The organism is Streptomyces sp. NPDC060028 (genome assembly GCF_042736725.1).
GTDB lineage: Bacteria > Actinomycetota > Actinomycetes > Streptomycetales > Streptomycetaceae > Streptomyces.
In genome coordinates, this window is the sequence record NZ_JBHWVJ010000004.1 from 175810 (window position 1) to 195042 (window position 19233).

The 19233-nt window shown below is 73.4% G+C and carries 19 protein-coding genes; 6 read left to right on the forward strand and 13 right to left on the reverse strand.

The genetic code is table 11. The features are described 5' to 3' along the window. The first annotated feature begins 67 nt into the window (after positions 1–67). Positions 68–595 (forward strand): hypothetical protein, encoded by a 528-nt coding sequence (locus tag ACFWBF_RS03955; protein WP_385594685.1) that lies wholly within the window; start codon positions 68–70, stop codon positions 593–595. A 147-nt stretch (positions 596–742) separates the two neighbouring features. Further along, a complete protein-coding gene (gene mscL, locus ACFWBF_RS03960; protein ID WP_385594687.1) occupies positions 743–1243 on the forward strand; it encodes a large conductance mechanosensitive channel protein MscL in 501 nt (166 codons plus the stop codon). A 54-nt stretch (positions 1244–1297) separates the two neighbouring features. Here the strand turns inward: mscL and ACFWBF_RS03965 are convergent, their stop codons facing one another. Next, the gene (locus tag ACFWBF_RS03965) at positions 1298–1525 is read right to left on the reverse strand and encodes a hypothetical protein (protein WP_385594690.1); all 228 of its coding nucleotides are present in this window, start codon (positions 1523–1525) and stop codon (positions 1298–1300) included. Positions 1526–1988: 463 nt separating this feature from the next. Between ACFWBF_RS03965 and ACFWBF_RS03970 the strand changes: the two genes are divergently transcribed. Next, positions 1989–3155, forward strand: a complete 1167-nt coding sequence (locus ACFWBF_RS03970; protein ID WP_385594693.1) for a low temperature requirement protein A — start codon at positions 1989–1991, stop codon at positions 3153–3155. 90 nt (positions 3156–3245) lie between these two features. Then, positions 3246–4496, forward strand: a complete 1251-nt coding sequence (locus ACFWBF_RS03975; RefSeq protein WP_385594696.1) for a cytochrome P450 — start codon at positions 3246–3248, stop codon at positions 4494–4496. 100 nt (positions 4497–4596) lie between these two features. Here ACFWBF_RS03975 and ACFWBF_RS03980 read toward each other — a convergent pair whose 3' ends face one another. Then, a complete protein-coding gene (locus tag ACFWBF_RS03980; protein ID WP_385594698.1) occupies positions 4597–5091 on the reverse strand; it encodes a DUF5949 family protein in 495 nt (164 codons plus the stop codon). Between the two features lie 56 nt (positions 5092–5147). Beyond that, positions 5148–5735: a DUF4352 domain-containing protein gene (locus ACFWBF_RS03985; protein WP_385594701.1), complete on the reverse strand. Its 588-nt coding sequence runs from the start codon at positions 5733–5735 to the stop codon at positions 5148–5150. 153 nt (positions 5736–5888) lie between these two features. On the opposite strand from ACFWBF_RS03985, the gene ACFWBF_RS03990 reads away from it, so the two are divergent. Then, the gene (locus ACFWBF_RS03990) at positions 5889–6332 is read left to right on the forward strand and encodes a DUF6299 family protein (RefSeq protein ID WP_385594703.1); all 444 of its coding nucleotides are present in this window, start codon (positions 5889–5891) and stop codon (positions 6330–6332) included. Between the two features lie 49 nt (positions 6333–6381). Here ACFWBF_RS03990 and ACFWBF_RS03995 read toward each other — a convergent pair whose 3' ends face one another. From ACFWBF_RS03995 to ACFWBF_RS04015, 5 genes are all read right to left on the reverse strand, one after another. Beyond that, positions 6382–6549, reverse strand: coding sequence for a hypothetical protein (locus ACFWBF_RS03995; RefSeq protein ID WP_385594706.1), 168 nt, complete (start codon positions 6547–6549; stop codon positions 6382–6384). A 69-nt stretch (positions 6550–6618) separates the two neighbouring features. Beyond that, a complete protein-coding gene (locus tag ACFWBF_RS04000) occupies positions 6619–8706 on the reverse strand; it encodes a SpoIIE family protein phosphatase (RefSeq protein ID WP_385594709.1) in 2088 nt (695 codons plus the stop codon). A gap of 12 nt (positions 8707–8718) precedes the next feature. Then, positions 8719–9069, reverse strand: a complete 351-nt coding sequence (locus ACFWBF_RS04005) for a hypothetical protein (RefSeq protein WP_385594712.1) — start codon at positions 9067–9069, stop codon at positions 8719–8721. A 12-nt stretch (positions 9070–9081) separates the two neighbouring features. Further along, a complete protein-coding gene (locus ACFWBF_RS04010; RefSeq protein ID WP_385594764.1) occupies positions 9082–10356 on the reverse strand; it encodes an NAD(P)-binding domain-containing protein in 1275 nt (424 codons plus the stop codon). Positions 10357–10481: 125 nt separating this feature from the next. Next, a complete protein-coding gene (locus ACFWBF_RS04015; protein WP_385594713.1) occupies positions 10482–11732 on the reverse strand; it encodes an ATP-grasp domain-containing protein in 1251 nt (416 codons plus the stop codon). Between the two features lie 294 nt (positions 11733–12026). Here ACFWBF_RS04015 and ACFWBF_RS04020 point away from each other — a divergent pair, with 294 nt between their 5' ends. Then, positions 12027–13616, forward strand: coding sequence for a glycosyl hydrolase (locus ACFWBF_RS04020; RefSeq protein WP_385594716.1), 1590 nt, complete (start codon positions 12027–12029; stop codon positions 13614–13616). Positions 13617–13654: 38 nt separating this feature from the next. Here the strand turns inward: ACFWBF_RS04020 and ACFWBF_RS04025 are convergent, their stop codons facing one another. The 5 genes from ACFWBF_RS04025 to murJ form a co-directional block, all read right to left on the reverse strand. Further along, complete coding sequence (locus tag ACFWBF_RS04025; protein ID WP_385594719.1) at positions 13655–14797, reverse strand: GNAT family N-acetyltransferase; 1143 nt, start codon at positions 14795–14797, stop codon at positions 13655–13657. Further along, positions 14794–15486, reverse strand: coding sequence for a lipopolysaccharide biosynthesis protein (locus ACFWBF_RS04030; protein ID WP_385594767.1), 693 nt, complete (start codon positions 15484–15486; stop codon positions 14794–14796). Before ACFWBF_RS04030 ends, ACFWBF_RS04025 begins: the two co-directional genes overlap by 4 nt. Positions 15487–15494: 8 nt before the next feature. After that, complete coding sequence (locus ACFWBF_RS04035) at positions 15495–16760, reverse strand: glycosyltransferase (RefSeq protein WP_385594770.1); 1266 nt, start codon at positions 16758–16760, stop codon at positions 15495–15497. Positions 16761–16762: 2 nt separating this feature from the next. After that, positions 16763–17542: a polysaccharide deacetylase family protein gene (locus tag ACFWBF_RS04040; protein WP_385594722.1), complete on the reverse strand. Its 780-nt coding sequence runs from the start codon at positions 17540–17542 to the stop codon at positions 16763–16765. Then, on the reverse strand, positions 17532–19233 hold a 1702-nt coding region (murJ, locus tag ACFWBF_RS04045), incomplete at its 5' end, for a murein biosynthesis integral membrane protein MurJ (protein WP_385594725.1). The genes ACFWBF_RS04040 and murJ, both read right to left, overlap by 11 nt.

Here is a 19233-nt window from a genome sequence, read left to right on the forward strand (position 1 = left end):
GGATCGTGAGGGGTGTCCGGCCGCCGGGGCCGGACACCGCAACTCACTCAGCCTGGTGGTGGTCGCCATGTCCGCAACGTCCCGCGTCCCGCACGTCACCCACACTCACACCCCTTCCGGTACGTGTCCCCCCGCGCGCACCGTGCCGCTCTTCCCCCCGCTTCGCGTGGGGCGCGGCGGGGACCGGCTGCGCAGGGCCCTGCGTCGGCGGCGGCGCGGCGCCGCGGCCGCACTGGCCGTCGTGGCGGCCACGTTGGCGGTGGGCGGCGCCGAGGCACAGGCCTCCCGGGGCGCCCCGCCGTCCGAGGTGAAGCCCCCTCCCGCGGTGGTGCGGACGGTGTCGGCGCCCGTACGCATCGCGGACGCGGCGACGGTGCGGCTGCTGCACCCCGGGGACCGGGTGGACGTGGTCGCGGCCGAGCGCACCGGGCCGCCGCGGGTGGTGGCCGCCGGGGCCCGCGTTGCCGAAGTGCCGGATCCCGACGAGGGTGTCGGGGACGGTGGGGCGCTGGTGGTCCTGTCCGTGCCCCGGGACATCGCGCGGGATCTCGTGGGGGCGGGCGCCGTGGCGCGACTGGCGGTGACGCTGTGTTGACTCGCGCCGTGCCGTTCGTGACGAAACGGACGGATGCGCGGTCAAGTCGCCTCGAAATGGGGGCCGATTGGACACGCCCGGCCCGGACTGCCGTAGCTTTCGGAACCGTTGGCTCCGTGTTCGGCACATGTGAAGAAAGGCTCAGTGGTGAGCGAGAAGAAGAAGGAGAGCGTCCTGGCGGGCTTCAAGGCCTTCCTGATGCGCGGCAATGTGGTCGATCTGGCGGTGGCCGTCGTCATCGGCGCCGCGTTCACGAACATCGTGAACTCTGTGGTGAAGGGGATCATCGGCCCGCTGGTCGGCGCCGTGGGGACGAAGAACCTGGACGTCTACTCCTCGTGCCTGAAGGACCCCTGCGGCATCGACGCGAAGGGGGAGCCGACCGGCGTCAACATCCTGTGGGGCTCGGTCCTCAACGCCACGCTCACCTTCCTGGTCACCGCGGCGGTCGTCTACTTCCTGATGGTCCTGCCGATGGCGAAGTACCTCGCCAAGGTGGAAGCACGCCGCAGGGCCAAGGAGGGCGTCAAGGAGACCATGGAGATCACCGAGCTGGAGGTCCTCAAGGAGATCCGGGACACCCTGGTCGCGCAGCGGGCCGCGGGCGGCGGCAACGGCCGCCCTCCGGGTTCGCACGACGCGTTCTAGTGCCGTGGCCGGTCCGGCGGGACCCGGCGGCCCTTCCGGCCAGGCCGGTCACGGTCAGATGTGGTGCGGCGGCTTCTCGTCGAGGAAGCGGGCCAGGTCGGCCGTGCTTCCTCCGGCGGGCGGCCGTTCGCCCCAGCCGCGGTCGGTGTCGTCCGAGGACTGCTGGTCCAGCGGGTCGTCGAAGTCGATCCTCGGCTTCGGCCCGGGCTTCGCGGCGGGCCGCGGCTCGGTCCGGCCCTCGGGCTTCGGGTCCTGCGGGTCGGGGGCGGGGGCGGTGCTCATGCCTCCAGGGTACGGCCGCCCCGGCTGCGGCCTCGCTGAGCTGGGAGCCTCCGCGCCCTTGCGGGCGTAGAACCACCGGCACACCGCCAGGCAGGTCGTCTGGAATCATCGGGCCGATGAAGGTGTAGAGGATGCGGGCGCTGCCGCCATCCACTCCGTGATGGTGCGGCCTGGGCGGTACTGCGCCGGATCGGCGAGCGGCCTCTGAACTTCCTGCGTGGCGGAACTCATGGCACGTCCTGCACTGCGAGAAGGGTCCTGACATATCCAGATTCCGCCTCGCGCCGCGCCCGCGGCAGAGGCCAACGCACCGCGCGCGACAGGACCTTGTCCTGTCGCCCCCAGTGCGTCGGTCGCGTCGCACCTGAAGGGCCGCCCGGGCGATGGCCGCCCGGGGCACGCGGGCGCCGAGGGCCGCGCGCCTCGCCCGCCGAAGCGGCGGCCGTCTGGTCTGCTGTTCGCCATGGCCTACCTCCCCATGACCGCTCGCAGCCCCGACGAGGACCACCGGGCATCCACACCGCTGGAGCTGTTCTTCGACCTCTGCTTCGTCGTCGCCATCGCCCAGGCCGGTGCCCGGCTGGTGCACGCGCTGGCCGAGGGCCATCCCGGCACCGGGGTGATCGGCTACTTCTTCGTCTTCTTCGGCGTGTGGTGGGCGTGGATGAACTTCACGTGGTTCGCCTCCGCCTACGACTGCGACGACGTGCCGTACCGGATCGCGACGCTCGTCCAGATCGCCGGCGTGCTCGTCTACGCGGCGGGCGTGAGCCAGGCTTTCGACCAGAACGACTGGGCGGTGGCCGTCATCGGCTACCTGATCATGCGCGTGGCCCTCACCGCCCAGTGGCTGCGGGCCGCCGCGGGCGAGAGCGGCGAGGCCCGCACGGCGGCGCTGAAGTACGCGGCCGGACTGGTCGTCTGCCAGGCCGGCTGGGTGGCGCTGCTGTTCGCGCCGGACGACGCCAAGCACTGGCTGTTCCTGGTCCTCGGCGCCGCGGAGCTGATGGTGCCGGTGCTGGCCGAGCGCGGCCACCAGACGCCGTGGCACGCCCACCACATCGTGGAGCGGTACGGGCTGTTCACCATCATCGTGCTGGGCGAGACGATCGCCGCGAGCACGGTGGCCGTGCAGTCGGCGATCGACGAGCACGAGGCCCTGGGCGAGCTGCTGCCCATCGCCGCAGGCGGCCTGCTGATCGTCTTCGCCGCCTGGTGGATCTACTTCGCGGTGCCGATGCACGAGCGGCTGACTTCCAACCGGGAGGCGATCCCGTGGGGTTACGGGCATCTGCTGATCTTCGCCTCGGGCGCGGCGATCGGGGCGGGCATCGAGGTCGCGGTCGAGCACGCGGTCGGCAAGGCCCACATCTCGCAGGTCGCCGCGAACTCCGCCGTCACCGTCCCGGCCGCGCTCTACCTGCTGATGGTCTGGCTCCTGCACTCCCGCCACTTCAAGCGGGGTCTCGCCCAGCAGCTGACCCTGCCGCTGTCCGCCCTCGCGGTGCTCGCCTGCACCTGGGCGGGCACGTACGCCGTCCTGTACGCGGGCCTGATCGCGGCGGCGACGGTCGCGGTCGGCCTGACCCTGTCGGTACGCGGCACCACGGCATCAGCTCACGCCGCCTGACGGGTCCGCCGCGCCGGACCCGTCACCCCCGTGCCCCCTTCGCCGTTCTGCACCACAGCGGCACGGCGCCCGACAGGAAGAGGCACAGACATGACGGTTCCGGCACAGAGACACGAGAGCACGGGCGCGGAACTGGCCGACCCGGGCTTCTGGCAGGCTCCCCCGGCCCACCGCCTGGCGGTCTTCGCGCGGCTGCGGGCACTGGACGCCCCGGTGTACGTGCCCGAGGGGCGCGACCGGGGTCACTGGGCCCTCGTACGGCACGCGGACGTGCAGGAGGCGAGCCGCCTGCCCAAGGTCTTCGCCAGCGCGCCCGGGGTGACCACCCCCGAGCCGGCCCGGTGGGTGCGGGCGCTGTTCGGGGACTCGATGGTCAACCTCGACGGCGCGGACCACGCCCAGCTGCGCAAGATCGTGCAGCGGGCCTTCACGCCCCGGCTGCTGGCGGCCGCCGAGCAGGACATCCACACGGTGGCGGCCCGGATCGTGGACGACGTACTGGCCGAGCGGCCCGAGGAGTTCGTCTCGGCGGTGGCCTCCCGGCTGCCGCTGGAGGTCATCTGCAACATGATGGGCATCCCGGAGCGCTACCGCGCCGAGATCGCCGACCGCGTCAACCACGCCTCCGAGAACATCGGCGTGGAGCGCGGCCTGGCCTCCCGGCTGCGGATGCCCGGGCGCGGGCTGCGCGCCCTGGCCCGGATGCAGCGGATGGTCGCGGGCATCGGCCGGGAGCGGCGCAAGAACCCCACCGACGACCTGATCTCGGCGCTGGTCTGCGCGAACGTCGACGGCCAGGCGCTCGGCGCCCGGCAACTGGGCGCCTTCTTCTCGCTGTTGATGGTCGCGGGCGTGGAGACCACCCGCAACGCCATCACGCACGGGCTGACCCTGCTGACGGAATTTCCCGAGCAACGGGACCTGCTGCTCTCGGACTTCGAGAAGTACGGCGAGGGCGCCGTCGACGAGATGATCCGGCACTCGACGCCGATCATCCAGTTCCGCCGCACGGTGACCGCCGAACACACCCTGGGCGGCCACCTCTTGCGGCCCGGCGACAAGGTGGTGCTGTACTACGCCTCCGCCAACCGCGACGAGGCCGTCTTCCCCGACCCCGACACCTTCGACATCACCCGCTCCCCCAACCCCCACCTGGGCTTCGGCGGCGGCGGACCGCACTTCTGCCTGGGCGCGCACCTGGCCCGGGTGGAGATGAAGGCCCTCTTCCACGAGCTGCTGACCCGGCCGGTGGGCCTGCGTGCGGCGGGCCTGCCGGATCTGGCGGGGTCCAACTTCGACAACCGCGTCCGCTCGCTCAAGTTCGCCTTCGAGCGCCCGTAGCCGCGCGGCTGCGCACCCGCGCAGCCGCGTACGGAAGAACCGGCCACCGGGCGGGCTGGGAGCCCGGCGGCCGGAGCGGATGGTTTCCCCTCCGCGGGCGCTACTTCTGCAGGCGCCGCACCGCGAGGACGGCGTGGGCGCTCCCGGTGAGCACTTCCTCGTCACCCGCGAAGGCCTGCAGGGTCTCCGCGGAGACCGGCTGGCCGGGGACCGCCTCGGGCCAAGCGCGCGTGGCGAAGAGGAAGTAGGCCTGCCCGCTGTCGTCCGCCGCGGCGACCCACTCCGGCGGCGCGATGCACTTCGCGTTCAGACCCGGCATGGTCAGCGCGATCTGGTTGCCCTCCAGGAGGATCTGCACCGGGAAGCCGGCCGGGTTGCGCACGCCGTCCATGACCACGTCGCCGATGGGCAGGCCGAGCTCCTCCAGCAGCCCGCGGGCAGCCTCCTCGGCGGCCTGCGGACCGTCGGGGCCGTCACCGAGGGTGTAGGCGAGGAGGTACGGGATGTCGTGAGCCTCATCGGGGTCGCCGATCCAGGCGAGCACGCAAAGGGTGCCGAGCTTGGACCGGTCGATTTCGGCTTTGGTTGAAGTCATGCGCGCACCCTAGTGGTCTCTCCCCCGGAGCTTTCACGGCGTTTCACCCGGCCGGGCTAGACCGCCCAGTATCCACCTCCGGAATTCGCCTGCATGTTCGCGTCCTGGTACTGGAGCCGCACAATGCGAGCGTTTTCCGGAATTTCGAACACGACCCATCCCTCGGCCCGCTCACCGACCGCGAGGGAATCGAAGACGAGTGGTTTGCCGGTGGTCAGTTCACCGGTGGGCACCACCGGATGGCGCTGCCCCGCGCCGTCGAGCGCCCACATGTGTCCGAGCGCCCCGTACGAGGTCCCGCCGACGTTGACGAACGACATCGAGGCGGCCACCCACCGCTTGCCGGCGGCCGGGGCGAAGTTCTTCTCGACGCTGACCGCGGGGTCCACGTACGCGTTGAGCACCGCCTGGAGGTGGCGTCCCACCTGCGCCCCGTCCACCCGTACGGACTCGCCCACACGGGCGGCTTCGGCGGCTGCCCGCACGGGAGCGTCCTCGGCGCCCGGCGCCCCGTCGTCCACCGGGACGGCGGGCGCCGCGGCCGGGGCGAGCGCGGCTCCCTCGGGAGCGCTCTGGCAGGCCGTGGCACCGAGCAGGAGAAGCGGGACGAGAGCGGCGGCGAGGACGGAAGCGGACTGACGCATGCGGGATCCCTCCGGGGATGTATTTCGGCCAGTCTCACGCGCCCGAGCGGGCAATTGCACACACCGACACGAGCGTGCGGAGCGAGTTGCCCGCCGATTGCCAGCACAATGCGTTCCGGCGGAATCCCGCCCCCGCGATCAACTGGAGGAAAAATGCCCCTGTCCCCCCGCCGAATGGCACTGGCGGCCCTGTCCGCACTGGCCGCCACCACGGTATTCACCGCCCCGGCCGGCGCCACCGTTTTCAACCAAGGCATTTCCGTGCATCCCGAGGCGCACATCGCCGCGGACGGCGGCGTCACCCTTTCAGGCAGCTACCACTGCGAGGGGGCCTCACCCATGGGGGCGATGCAGATCAAGGCGACCGTCGAGCAGGGCGGCAGCCGGCTCAGCATCGGCGGGGAGCAGGTCGTCTGCGACGGCACGGAGCGCAGGTGGGTGGCGCACGCGCCGGGCTTCGCCGCGGGCAGCGTGCACCCGGGCCACGCGAAGGTCACGGGGGAGCTCCAGGAGATCCGCCTCTCGGGCCTGATGCCGAGGTCGGTCACCACCGTCGCCCAGGACACGCGGGACGTCCAGGTCCACGAGGAGAACTGAGCGCTGCCGGGCCCCGGGCACTCGGGGCCCGGCCCGCCGCCCGGACCCGTCAGCGGCAGTCGGGCGCGACGTCGGTCATCGACATGAACGCCACCGACTGGCAGCCGCCGTCCGCATGCGGGCGGCCCGTCGTCCAGTCCACGGCCTTCGGCACTCCGGCGGCCAGCAGGAGCAGGGCCAGGATGCCCGTCGCGGCACTTTTGCTCAGCCTGCGCACAGCACGATCCGTTCCATGGCCGCATCATCACTCCACATCCCGCACCCCACAACTCGGCGTGAGCACCCGTCACCCGGCGCTGCGGGCCGCGCTGCCCGCGGCGTCGAACTCGCACCACACCGCCTTGCCGTCGCCGCGGGATTCCACCCCCCAGTGCGTGGCCAGTGCGTCCACCAGCAACAGCCCGCGCCCGGTCGTCGCCGACTCCCCCGGGGTGCGCCGGCGCGGCCACACGCTGGAGCGGTCCTTGACCCACAGCCGGATCCGCCGGACCGGCTCGGGCAGCACCTCCATGGTCAGCACCGCCCCGCCGTCGGTGTGCAGCAGGGCGTTGACCAGCAGCTCCCCCGCCGCCAGCTCCACGTCGTCGGCGAGCTCCGGCATGCCCCAGTCCCGCAGCGCCTGCCGCAGGGCGAAGCGGGCCTCGGACAGCCCCTCGGGGTCCGCCTGGTGGATGTACTGGTGGATGCGCGGGGCCCGGTGGGTGCCCGGGTCGGGAGCCCGGCGCAGCACCAACAGCGCCACGTCGTCGCCGGAGCCCCAGCGCTCCCAGAGCCGGTCCGACAGGTGATCGGCGAGGGCACCGGCCTCCTGGGGGCCGCTGCGGACCGCGTGGGCCAGGGCTTCCATGCCCTGGGTGATGTTGGTGCCGGGCTCCTCCACGAGTCCGTCCGTGCACAGCACGAGCGTCTCCCCGGGGACCAGGTCGAGCCGGGTCTCGGGGAACTCCTCCTGCTCGAAGATCGAGGCCAGCCCCAGCGGCAGGCCGCCGCGCACGTTGGGCCAGCCGGTGCGCCCGTCCGTGTGCCGGATCAGCGGGCCGAGATGGCCCGCACGGACGGCCCGTACGCCTCCGGTCTCCAGGTCCACCTGCGCGTACATGCAGGTGGCGAAGCGCTCGGTGTCCAGTTCGGCGAGGAAGCGCGAGGCCCGCGCCAGCACCGTGGACGGCGGGTGGCCCTCGCCCGCGTACGCCCGCAGGGCGATCCGGAGCTGGCCCATGATGGCCGCCGCGTGCGTGTCGTGGCCCTGTACGTCGCCCACCACGATGCCGACCCGGTCGCGGGGCAGGGAGATCACGTCGTACCAGTCCCCGCCGACCTCCCGTCCGCTCCACGCGGAGTGGTAGCGGACCGCGATCTCCCCGCCGGTGATCTCCGGGATCCGGCGCGGCAGCATCGCCGCCTGCAGGCCCGTCGCGAATTCCCGCTCCTGGTCGAACAGGAGCGCCCGCTGGAGCGACTGGGCGACGATGCCGGCCAGGCCCAGGCAGAGGTTCTTCTCCTCCGGGCTGAACTCGCTGCGCCGGCGGTAGAAGAGCACCAGGCCGCCGATCGCCTTGGCCTGGGCGATCAGCGGCAGGTAGGCGGCCGCGTCGTAGCGGATCCGGCTCAGGTAGTCGGAGAGCAGGGGGAACTCGACCGCCAGCTCCGCGAGCGAGGTGACGAAACGTGCCTGCCGAGTGATCACGGCCTGCGACAGCGGGAGCGAGCCGTCGAGCCGGGTGAACTTGCGCTCGCTGAGGATCTCCAGCGTCTCCCCGCTCAACGCGATGATCTTGATGGCGCCGTTCTCGACCAGTCCCAGCGCCAGCCCCTCCGCGCCCAGCCGCTCCAGCGCGCCCGCGCCGGTCAGCGTGGCCGTGACGTCGTCCACGGTCACCGCCCGCGACAGGGCCTCCGTCGTCCGCTGCACGATGGTCGTCTGCTGGGCCCGCGCCGACTCCAGCTTCCGCAGGAACGTGGCGTGCTCCAGCTCGGCGGTCGCGTCCCGGACGATCCCGAGGATCCGCTGCGGCCGGCCGTCCGCGTGCCGGATCACCCGGCCCTGGGCGTGGGTCCACTGGTCGCGGCCCTCGCGCCGCTGCACCGTGAAGTACGCGCCGTACGCCTCCTCGCCGGCCTCCAGGACGGCGATCACGGTGTCCGCGAGCCGCATGGCGTCCTCGGCCGGGATCCGCAGCCCGAGACCCTCCGGGGTCCCGTCGAACTCGCCCGGTCCCAGGTCGAAGACGGCCATCCCGGCCTCGTCCAGTGCCAGCGTCCCCGCGTCGAGGTCCCACTCGAAGCTGCCCATGCCGTTCAGCGCGAGCCGCTCCCCGGGCCCGGTCACGGGCTCCGGGCGGTCCGTCGGGTTCGGGCGGTCCGTCGCTGCCAAAGGTCACACCACCTAACGCCCGGGCCAGTACGGCTGGGAGATGAGCCGCTCCCACTCCTCGTCAGGATGCCCCGGAAGGGTGCGTCCGGCCTCCCGCCAGCGCTTGACCAGGGACATGTAGATCATGGTCTGGTCCCCGTACGAGGAGCTCGCGTACGGGGGGTACGGGGCATGCGGGGTGTACGCGGGCTCCTCGTACGGCTGGTACGGCTGGTACGGCTCGTACGGCTGGTATTGCTCGTACGGCTCGTACGGCGGGGGCCCCGCCGTGGCGGTTCCTGCCGCGGCGGGGCCGGCCGGCTGTTCCCCGCGGCTGGCGGGAATGCGTACCCAGCCACGGCCCTGTGCTCGCTCCGCGCTCATCGCGGACCCCTCTCACCGCAGATACGTGCTCGGATTGCCGGCAGTGGTCCGATCCGGCCGCGCCCCACCGGTCGAGCCCGGCAGCGGACCCCGGGCGCCGAGGCGCTTACGGACTCCTTTCACCAGTCTCCCCGCCGTGAAGCCCGCACCGTGCACGAATCGCATGGAAGGGCCGAATGAGGGAGCGGTCAGCAGCCCCGCGAAGAACAGCCCCGGCCAGGAGGACTCGAAGCCGGGGCTCAGCTCCGGCGTCCCGCCCTCCCCCACCGTGGCCAGCGCGTCCCGCAGCCCCGCGTCGAGCAGCCCCAGCCGCGCCAGGCCCGGGGTGAAGCCGGTCGCCGCGATCACGTGCGCCGTGTCCAGGACCACGGACTCCCCGGCAGCCGTGGTCAGCCCCAGCCGGGTCCGCTCGCCCACCGGGACCGCCCGGTGCAGCCGGTGCCCGAGCAGGACGGGCACCCGCCGCTCGAAGCGCTCCCGCAGCCACCAGGCGCCGGCCGGGCCCAGCGCGGTCGCCGCGATCCGCTCCCGGGTCGGGGCGGGCAGGTGGCGCACCGCCCACGGCAGCTCCGACCAGGCCCAGCTGCGCCAGCCGGTGCCCAGACCGCTGTGCGGATCGCGCAGGGCGCGCAGCGGGGGCCGCCGCAGCGGCTGGGGGACGGTGTTCCAGTTCAGCCGGGAGCGCCGGGCGACCAGGCAGGGCCGGGCGCCGCTCTCGGCGAGCAGGGCGGCCGTCTCCAGGGCCGCCTGCCCGGCTCCGAGCACGGCGACCTCCCGGCCGGCGAACCGGCTCAGGTCGCGGTGGTCGCTGCTGTGCGAGTAGTGCGTGGGCGGCAGGTCCCGCAAGGCCTCGGGGTGGTTGACGAAGGGCATGACCCCGACCGCCAGGGCCACGGTGCGGGCGAGCAGCGGCGGCCCTTCGGCGGTATGGACCCGGAAGCCCTCGCCGTGCGGGGTGACCTCGGTGACGGTGACCTCCTCCACTTCGGGCCCGGCGTGCCGGGCGAACCAGAGCCCGTACTCACTGAACGTGGCGATCGGCAGCGGAGTGCCGTGTTCCGCCGGGATCCCGCGGGTGGCGCAGTAGTCGGCCAGGCTGTGGCGGCCGCCCGGCGCCGACAGGTTGGAGGACCACGGCTCCGACTTCAGGTACATGCCGTCGGGCATGTGGTCCCGCCAGGACGCCATGGGCCGTCCGAGCACCCGTACGTCGAGTCCCGCGCCCGCCGCGTGCGCGGCGACCGACAGCCCGTACGGGCCCGCGCCGACCACCACGAGATCGTGCATCCGCGTCACGGCCGTCCTTCCAGTCTCACGTTCACGAGGTCACAACCCATCAGGTGCCACCGGTCAGGGGCTCACCGCTACCGGGTCACCACGTCACCGGTCACCGGGTCACCGCGTCACCCCTGTCACCGCGTCACCAGCTCGTCCGGCTCCGCCGACGCCTCCGGCGGCGCGCTACGGGAGACCGGCCCGCCCGGCGCCGGCCCTCCCGACGCCGCCGGCGGCAGTTCCCGGCCGCGCTGGCGCGGGGCGCGCACCACCGCCCGCGCGGTCCGCCGCCCGTGCGCCGGTACGCCGCGCAGCACCCGTACGCCCTTGCCCGCACCCCGCCCCAGGAAGGCGGCGAGCATCGCCGCGAACGGCAGCAGGTCGTCGGCGGCGAACCAGGCCGCCTCCACCCGCCCGCGGTCCGGCGCCGCAGCGGGCTCGCGCCGTCGCGGGAGCGACCGGCTCCGTACCGCGGCCAGCAGGGCGTAGTTCTCCGCCACGAACACCCGGCCCGGCCCCCCGGACGGCTCCGGGACCCGTTGGCCCGTCAGATCCAGGTACATCGCCTGGACCACGTCCAGCCCGGCCGCGTCCGTGAACAGCCGGAACTGCGCGCCCGGCCGCGGGTTGAAGTCCACCAGCCGGAAGCAGCCCCGCTCGTCCCGGCGGAAGTCCAGGTCCAAGATGCCCTGGTAGCCGAGCCGTTCGGCGATCCGCAGCCCCGCCTCCTCCACCGCGGGGTCCGGCAGCCAGCGCCCCACCGCCGTCAGGCCGGTCCGCACCGGCCAGGACAGCTCCTTGCGCCCCGACCCGGTCAGCAGCGGACGCCCGCCGCGGGCGAAGGCCCCGTGGAAGAACCAGTCGGTGTCCGGGCCGGCCGGCAGGAACCGCTGGAGCAGCAGCCGGCTCCCGGCCTCGGCGGAGCGCTCGTACAGTCGCCGCGCCTCGGCGGCGGTCTGCACGAGCGTGGTGCTGCGCAGGTCCGTACCGGCCGGCAGCAGCCACGGCCGGCTCCACTTCGCGATCACCGGCAGCCCGAGCCGCCACGCGGCGTCCGCCGCCTCGGCGCCGCCCGCCGGGATCACGGTCTGCGGGTGCGGGATGTCCCAACGCGCGCACAGCCGTGACAACTCGGCCTTGTCGGCGACCCGCGCGGGCAGCCCGTCCGGCTGATGGGGGATCCGGAACCGGCCCGCGAGCATCGGCGCCATGCGGGCGACGGCGATGGCGCTCAGATCGTCCATGGCGAAGAGCACCGCCTCCCGCCCGATCCGCTCGGAGACGCCGACCAGGCATTCGAGGAGCGCCTCGGGCGCCTCGGGATCCAGCCCGTCCGCGCCGCAGTCGGGTCCGGGGTGCACGGCACGCAGATAGCGCGAACGCCCCATGGGACCTCCCCCGGCCTCGACGACGGCATGGACCTCCACGCCCTTGCGCCCAAGGGATCTGACGGCGCCGAGGGTTCCGTGGTGGAACGGATTCCGATCGAGTCTGAGCAGAACAGCGGGCACATGGTTGGCATACGCGTGCATGGAAGCGGTGTCTTTCACCTAGTCGGACCAAGCGGGGAGTGTGCGCACCTGCGAATGGCCTATGCGGCGGTCACCGGACAGGCCATTCGTCGGATGTGATGCCTAACGTCTTTGGTAAGCACACCGATTCGGGATAGCTCGGGAGACGCCATGCCCAGACCAAACCGCCGACTGGCGAGCACCTGCATCGGTACGGTCACGGCCGGGCTGCTCGCCTCCGGGGCCGCGCTCGCGGCACCCGACCGGGGCAGGCCCGACGACTCCGACATCGCCATGGGCGCCTATCTCGACTACGGGCCGCCCGGCGTGGCCCGGATCCCGTACCTGTCGCGCTGGCTGGGCGGCAAGGAGATCCGGGTCGGGCACACCTATCTGCCCGGTGACCGGTGGGCCGGCATCGAAGGCAACGTCAGCTTCCTGGAGAGCTGGGCGCAGTGGCGCGGGGCGAAGGACGACCGGATGTTCGTCCTCAACGTGCCCATGCAGGAGCGCAACGAGTCCCGGGTGCCCGACTACCAGGTGGCCCAGCTGATCCGCGCGGGCGCGGGCGGCCAGTACGACCGGCACTTCAAGAAGCTCGCCGAGCGGCTGGTGGAGCTGGGCGTCCCGGACACGGTGATCGTGCTCGGCTGGGAGATGAACGGCACCACCTACACCCACCGCTGCGGGCCGGACCCGGAGAACTGGAAGGCGTACTGGAAGCGCGTCGTCAACACCATGCGCTCCGTGCCCGGCCAGGAGTTCAAGTTCGATTTCGCCCCGAACCGGGGTACGGACGCGATCGGCTGGAGCAAGTGCTACCCCGGCGACGACGTGGTGGACATCATCGGGATGGATTCGTACGACCAGGCCCCCGGGCGTACGTTCGACGAACAGATCAGCCAGCCGTACGGGCTCCAGGAGCACGTCGACTTCGCGAAAGCACACGGAAAGCGCATCTCGTTCCCGGAGTGGGGGCTGTACCGGCGGGGTGACAATCCGGAGTACGTGCGGCGCATGCTGAAGTGGATCGAGCAGACCAGGCCGATCTACCACACCATCACCGACTACTGCCCGCACGGCGTGTGGCAGTGCAAGCAGAACCCGGAGTCCGCGAAGGCCTTCCGCGACGCGCTGACCCCCGAGAAGCCCGGCCCGGTCATCCCGACGCCGGTCATCCCGACGCCGGTCATCCCCACCCCCGCCATTCCCACGCCGGTCATCCCCACGCCGGTCATCCCGACGCCGGTCATCCCGACGCCGCAGATCCCGACGCCGCAGATCCCCACGCCGGTCATCCCGACGCCGCAGATCCCGGCGCCCCAGATTCCGACGCCCGTGGTGCCGACCCCGGCGGTCCCCACGCCCGAGGTCCCGCTCCCCTCGCCCGTGGTCCCCGCCCCCGAGGCCCCGGTCCCGGTGCCCAGCCCGGTCGTGCCGAGCCCGGTCGTGCCCACGCCCGAGGTGCCCAAGCCCGACCCCGAGGTGCCCGTCCCCGCGCCCGAGCCCTCGCCCGTGGTCCCGAAGCCCGAGGCGCCGTCCCCGCAGGTCCCGACTCCGGTCCCGGCGCCCGTCACGCCGAGCCCGGTCGCGCCGCAGCCGCAGCCGCAGCCCGAGCCGCCCGCGCCGCAGCCGCCGCTCAACAACACGCAGTGGTGCGTGCCGCTCAACTTCGGCGAATGGCTCTCCAAGCTGGTCGGCAAGCAGTCGGTCTGCGTCGAGCTCGGCTGGGGCAAGAACTCCGGTTTCTGGCCCTTCTAGCCCCCGCCCCCTGCTGCGGCCCCGGCGCGGCGGTCCGCTCATCGGACCCGGAGTTCGTTGAGCCGGGCCCGCCAGTCCCGGGCCGCCGGCAGCGCCTCCCGCAGCACGTCCACCACCCGCTCGCGCCCCGCCACCTGCGACTCGTGCAGCCGCAGCAGGGGCGCGAGCGCGGCCGTGGCCAGCAGCAGGCGCTGGTTGACGACGGTCTCGGGCCGCCAGTGGTTCTTGTACGGCTCGTTGCCGCGCAGGAAGCTCACCACCGGGCGGCCCTCCTCCAGCGCCCGCGCCGTCTCGTAACGCAGCAGCAGCGTCGCCACGTCCACCTTCCGGTTGCGCAGGTCCGGGTCGGCCCCGTACAGGTAGCCGCCGCTCAACGCGCCCGACAGCAGCGTCAGGTTGGAGGCCACCACCTTCCCGTCGAGGCGGAACTCGGCGAGCCTGCCCTCCCCCGCCCGCACCATCCGCCGGGTGGCCCGGGTCAGGTGCTCGGCGAAGCGCGGCTTGAGGTGTTCGGGGGTCACTCCGCGGCCGCGCCACTGCTTCTCGTGCAGCCGCAGCAGCGTCCGCACGGCACGCGGCACTTCCTGCTCGGTGACCTCGTGCTCCTCGATTCCGGCCGCGTCGGTCTTGCGGAGTTTGGCCCGCACCCGCTGCGCGCCGGAGGCCGGCATCCGCTTGACCAGATCGTCGAACGGCATCGCGGGCAGCTCCATGCAGGTGGAGTCGGCCAGCTTGCTGCGCACCCCGGGCCACTGCCCGTACACCGCCTCGGCGGCGGCCCCGGGCCGCACCTCGCGCAGGTCCACCACGGCGCGCCGGGCGGCCCGGTGCAGGCCGCGGGCCAGCGCCGGGACGACCTCGTCGGCGTACTCCCCGGCCACGAGCACGTCGAAGTAGTCGGTGATGCCGCCGCCGAGCGGCACGAGCAGCGGCAGCGGCCGGTGTACGAGCATCAGCGCGGCCGCGCCGACCAGCTCCTCGCCGCGCCGAACGAGGACGATCCGGAGCCGGCCCTCCTTCCCGTACGAGAGCCACCAGGAGTGCAGCCAGGCATGGCTCTGGAAGGGGGTGGCGGTGGGGCAGCCGCGGACGAGCCGGTTCCACGGCTCCTCCAGCGCGGCGAACTGTCGGGGGTCGCGGCACAGCGTCACCGACAGGGCCCCGGCGGAGCCCGACGTCATCGAACGGACTCCTTCTCCTTGGTCTCGGTGTGCTCGCTCTGCGCGGGCAGCGAGGCGTACTCCTCGACGGCGGGCGCCGCGGCCTCGATGGCCGTGTCCTCCTTGCGCCGACCGGGCCGGGCCAGGAGCCACAGCCCGCCGAGGAGCCCGCCGGCGCACAGCCCGACGGCCCCGCTGACGGGCGCGGACGGCGAGGCGGGGTCGCTGGGCGCCACGGCCTGGTTGAACAGGAGCAGCTGGACGCCGGTGTTCTTGGCGGCCTGGTTGCTGCTGAGCGAGAGGGCGTCGGCGACGGCGTTGGCGATGTCGGCGGCCTCGGCCGGACTCTTGGAGGTGCCCGTGATGGCGATCATCGGGGACTCGGGGGAGGTCTCGGCACGGACCTGGGTACGCAGCTGCCGGGCGCCGATGCCCGCGCGCGGCTGGGCGTACGCGAGGGTGGAACTGCTGGTGGCGATGCGGGCGTAGGCCTGGGCGAAGCCGAGGGCGGTGGCCGGCTCGGTGGTGTCGTCGGGGACGGCGACGACATAGCTGGTGGCCGCGTACTCGGGTGCCTTGAGCACCCCGTACGCCCCGCCCGCGGCCAGCCCCAGCAGCGCGCAGGCGGGCAGTGGCCACCAAGCGGGGGGCGGCAGCAGCCGGCCCCGGCGGCGGTGGGCGGTCTTCTTCTGATCGGCGGTGTCGGCCATGAGGGTGCTCACTTCCTGAGTGAAGGGGGTTCGTGGGATCCGGTACGGGGCGAATCCAGCCCCGCCTGGGGACCCCTCCCAGCGGTAGCCGGGGGAGTTTGAGGCGCGGGGTCCGGGGCGGAGCCCCAGGCGGCCCGGGCGGAGCCCGGATCCACCGGCGCGGCCAGCGCGACCCCGTAGACGGACAGCAACTGCCGCGCGCTGCGCGCGATGTCGTAGCGCCGGACCACGGGCGGCGGCGGAAGCCGACGGGCCCCCGCCTCCATGTGCCCGCGCAGGGCGGCGACCAGCTCCTCGGTCCCGCTGCCGATCCGACGCGCTCCGGGGGCCTGGCTGGCGGGAAGGTCGTCGATGGCCGGGCAGGTCACGTGCAGCACGGGCAGCCCGGCGGCCAGCGCCTCGACCACGGCGAGGCCGAAGGCCTCCTCCCGCGACGGGGAGACGAAGACGTCCATCGCCGCGAGCAGCGCGGGGATGCCCGGCGTGCGCCCGTCCGCGCTGTCGCCGAGCGGGTCCCGCTCGCCCAGCAGGTGGATACGGCTCTGCGCGCCCAGCTCGGCGGCCAGGCTGCGCAGCGCGGCCCGCTCCGGCCCGTCCCCGGCGAGCAGCAGGTGCGCCCCGGGGAGCGCGGCCACCGCCCGTACGAGTACGTCGAACCGCTTGCCCGGCACCAGCCGCCCGACCCCGCCCACCACGAACGCCCGGTCCGACAGCCCGGTCCGGGCCCGGGTGGCCCGGCGGACGCCCTCGTCGAAGCGGAAGCGGACGGCCTCGATCCCGTTCGGCACGACGTGGACCCGTGCGGCGGGCACCCCCCAGCCCTCCAGCCGCGCGGCGACCGTGTCCGACACGGCGACCGTCGCGGCGCCGAGCCGTTCGCTGGCCAGGTACAGCGCCCGTACCCCGCCAGACAGCGGCCGGCCCTCGATCTCGGCCTCGCCGAGGGAGTGTTCGGTGGCGACCGTCGCGCCGACCCCCGCGAGCCGGGCCGCGAGGCGCCCGTACACGCAGGCCCGGTACAGGTGCGTGTGCACGAGGTCGTAGCGGCCGCGGCGGATGAACGTCACCAGCTTCGGCAGCGCCCCGAGGTCCCGGTTCCCGCTCATCCCGAGGTGCACGACCCGGACCCCGTCGGCCCGCAGCCCCTCGGCAACCGGCCCCGGGTTGGTCAGCGTCAGCACGTCACAGTGCATCGGCATGTGCCGCAGCAGCAGCCTCAGCTGCTGCTCGGCGCCGCCGACGCCCAGGCCCGTGATGATGTGCAGCGCCTTCAGCGTCACCGGTGGGTCACCGCCCGCCGCAGCTCGCGTACCTGGTGGCGCAGCCGCTTGACGTGCAGCCGGGACCCGCCGTCCGCCTGGCTGATGTGCGTACGCGGCAGGGCCCAGGGGCCCGCGAGCCGCCCGGGGTCGATGGCGCAGGCGTACGCGTACCCGGCGGCCCGCACCTGGGCCACGACCCGGGCGTCGAGGTGCCCGTACGGGTAGCAGAACCCCTCGGGCAGCCGCCCGGTCAGCTCGCGCAGCAGGTCGCGGCTGCCCCGGAGCTCCTGCTGGAGCACGTCGTCGGGGGTGGTGGTGAGGTCCTGGTGGAGCAGCCCGTGCGAGCCGATCTCCTGTCCGGCGGCGGCGACTTCGCGGATGCCCTCGGCGGTGAGCAGGGACTTGCGGGGGCCCAGCGGGTCCCACACGTTGTCCACGCCGAGCCGGCCGGGCAGCACGAACAGCGTGGCGGTGCAGTCGTGGCGGCGCAGCAGGGGCAGCGCGTTGGTGAGGAAGTCGGTGTAGCCGTCGTCGAAGGTCAGGCCGACCAGTCCGGCGCCGCGCCCGGCCGCGCGGGCCCGGAGCAGCTCTCCCACGGACACCCCGCGCAGTCCCCGGGAGCGCAGCCACAGCAGCTGGGCCTCCAGGACGTGCGGGGTGACGGTGATGCCGTACGGGTCCTCGGCGGGGTCGGTGAACTCGGCGACCGAGTGGTACATCAGGACCCACGGTGATGTGGTCCGGCGGGCGGGTACCACCGCGGCGGAACGAGCCGTGTCGGTGTCAGCGGACATTGCGGAACCTCTGGGTGAGCTGGGAGGTGAGCGAAGCGGTGAGCTTGGCGATCTGGGCGGGCATGGCGGTGACCTCCAGGGCCCGTATGGCCATGCCGGTGGCACCGAACATGGCCGGGACCAGCAGGCAGCCGAGGGCGGCGCTGACCATCGGGTCGGCGACCATCGGCCCGGCGATCCAGCCGGTGGCGCCGGCGGCGAACGCGGCGACCGAGAGCCGGCCGATGCTGATGGCCACCCGGCGGACCTGGATGGCGATGATCCGCGAGCCGAGGCCGGTGAGCAGCAGCGCGGCGGTGGTGGAGATGCCGGCGGCATTGGCGGCGGCGATTCCGTAGGTCCCCCACCAGCCGACGGCGAAGGCTCCGGCCACGATGTTGACGAGGAGTCCGGCACCCATCGCGAGCGCCGGGAACCAGATGGGCCGGGCGGTCGAGAAGAAGGGCCGGGACAGCGCCCCGACGAGGCAGTGGCCGAGGAGGCCGAGGCCGTAGACCCGCATCACGGATGCGGTGGCGGTGGTGTCCTGGTGGGTGAACGCGCCGCGTTCGAAGAGGACTTGGATGATCTGGGGGGCGTAGCCGATGACGAGTGCGGTGCCGGTGAGGACGGCGAGGGAGGCGAGCGCGAGGTCCTGCTCGACGCGCCGCCTGGCCTTCTCCCGCTCGCCGCCGGCCATGGCCTGGGCGACGACGGGGAAGGTGACGGTACAGATCATCAGGGAGAGGACCATCGGCATCTGCGCCACTTTCTGGGCGTAGTTCAGGTGCGAGATGGCGCCGGGCGGCAGCGAGGCGGCGAGGAACCGCTCGACGAGGACCTGGGACTGCCGGAAGACGGCGAAGAAGATCACCGGGGCGATGACGCCGAAGGCGATGAGGGTGGGCCGGTCGCGGTCGCGCTGGCTGCGCGGGGCCCACCGGGCCCGGGGCGGCCCGAAGCCCACGTTCCGGACGAACGCGGGCAGTTGGACCACGACCATCAGCAGCCCGCCGACGGCGACCCCGGCGGCCGCGGCCCGCACTCCCCACACGGCGTGCAGGGCCACCATCGTGCCGATGATGCCCACGTTGTACGAGACGTAGATGGCCGCGGGCGGCACGAAGGAGCGGTGGGCCCGCAGCGAGGCGCTGAAGTACCCGGCGATCCCGAACGACAGGACCGTCAGGGCCGTCATGCGGGTGCACTCGACGGCCAGTTCGGGGTCCGGCAGGCCGGGTGCGAGCACGGAGACCACGAGCGGCGCGGCGATGATCAGCACCGACGCGACGGCGGCCAGGAACACCGCGAGACGGGGCAGGGTCGCGCCCACGAGCAGCCGTACGGGATCGGCCGCGCGGGCCTCCCTGCGGGTGAGCCCGGCCCGGCTGGCGGCCCGGCGGGCCAGTGCTTGGCTGAAGGCGGGCACCATCAGCAGCGCCATGGCGTCCTCGATCAGCAGCGTCGAGGCCATCTCGGGCACGGTCCAGGAGATCAGGAACGCGTCGCTGTCGTGGCCGGCGCCGAAGAGGTGCGCGATGGTCTGGTCCCGTACGAGCCCGAACACCGCGCCGGCGGCGGTCAGCCCGGCCGTCACGGCGGCGGCCTTGACCAGGAACCGCCCGAGCGGAGCCGGCCCGCTGCCGCCGGGTGAGCCGGGCGCGCCGGGTACCGGGCCCGCGGCCGCCCGCGCACCGGCGGCGGGCCCGGTG

Coding starts and splice junctions, on each gene's coding strand:
- ACFWBF_RS03955 (WP_385594685.1), top strand. CDS start 68: ATGTCCGCAACGTCCCGCGTCCCGCACGTCACCCACACTCACACCCCT.
- ACFWBF_RS03965 (WP_385594690.1), bottom strand. CDS start 1,525: ATGAGCACCGCCCCCGCCCCCGACCCGCAGGACCCGAAGCCCGAGGGC.
- ACFWBF_RS03970 (WP_385594693.1), top strand. CDS start 1,989: ATGGCCTACCTCCCCATGACCGCTCGCAGCCCCGACGAGGACCACCGG.
- ACFWBF_RS03975 (WP_385594696.1), top strand. CDS start 3,246: ATGACGGTTCCGGCACAGAGACACGAGAGCACGGGCGCGGAACTGGCC.
- ACFWBF_RS03980 (WP_385594698.1), bottom strand. CDS start 5,091: ATGACTTCAACCAAAGCCGAAATCGACCGGTCCAAGCTCGGCACCCTT.
- ACFWBF_RS03985 (WP_385594701.1), bottom strand. CDS start 5,735: ATGCGTCAGTCCGCTTCCGTCCTCGCCGCCGCTCTCGTCCCGCTTCTC.
- ACFWBF_RS03990 (WP_385594703.1), top strand. CDS start 5,889: ATGCCCCTGTCCCCCCGCCGAATGGCACTGGCGGCCCTGTCCGCACTG.
- ACFWBF_RS04005 (WP_385594712.1), bottom strand. CDS start 9,069: ATGAGCGCGGAGCGAGCACAGGGCCGTGGCTGGGTACGCATTCCCGCC.
- ACFWBF_RS04010 (WP_385594764.1), bottom strand. CDS start 10,356: ATGCACGATCTCGTGGTGGTCGGCGCGGGCCCGTACGGGCTGTCGGTC.
- ACFWBF_RS04015 (WP_385594713.1), bottom strand. CDS start 11,732: ATGGGGCGTTCGCGCTATCTGCGTGCCGTGCACCCCGGACCCGACTGC.
- ACFWBF_RS04020 (WP_385594716.1), top strand. CDS start 12,027: ATGCCCAGACCAAACCGCCGACTGGCGAGCACCTGCATCGGTACGGTC.
- ACFWBF_RS04025 (WP_385594719.1), bottom strand. CDS start 14,797: ATGACGTCGGGCTCCGCCGGGGCCCTGTCGGTGACGCTGTGCCGCGAC.
- ACFWBF_RS04030 (WP_385594767.1), bottom strand. CDS start 15,486: ATGGCCGACACCGCCGATCAGAAGAAGACCGCCCACCGCCGCCGGGGC.
- ACFWBF_RS04040 (WP_385594722.1), bottom strand. CDS start 17,542: ATGTCCGCTGACACCGACACGGCTCGTTCCGCCGCGGTGGTACCCGCC.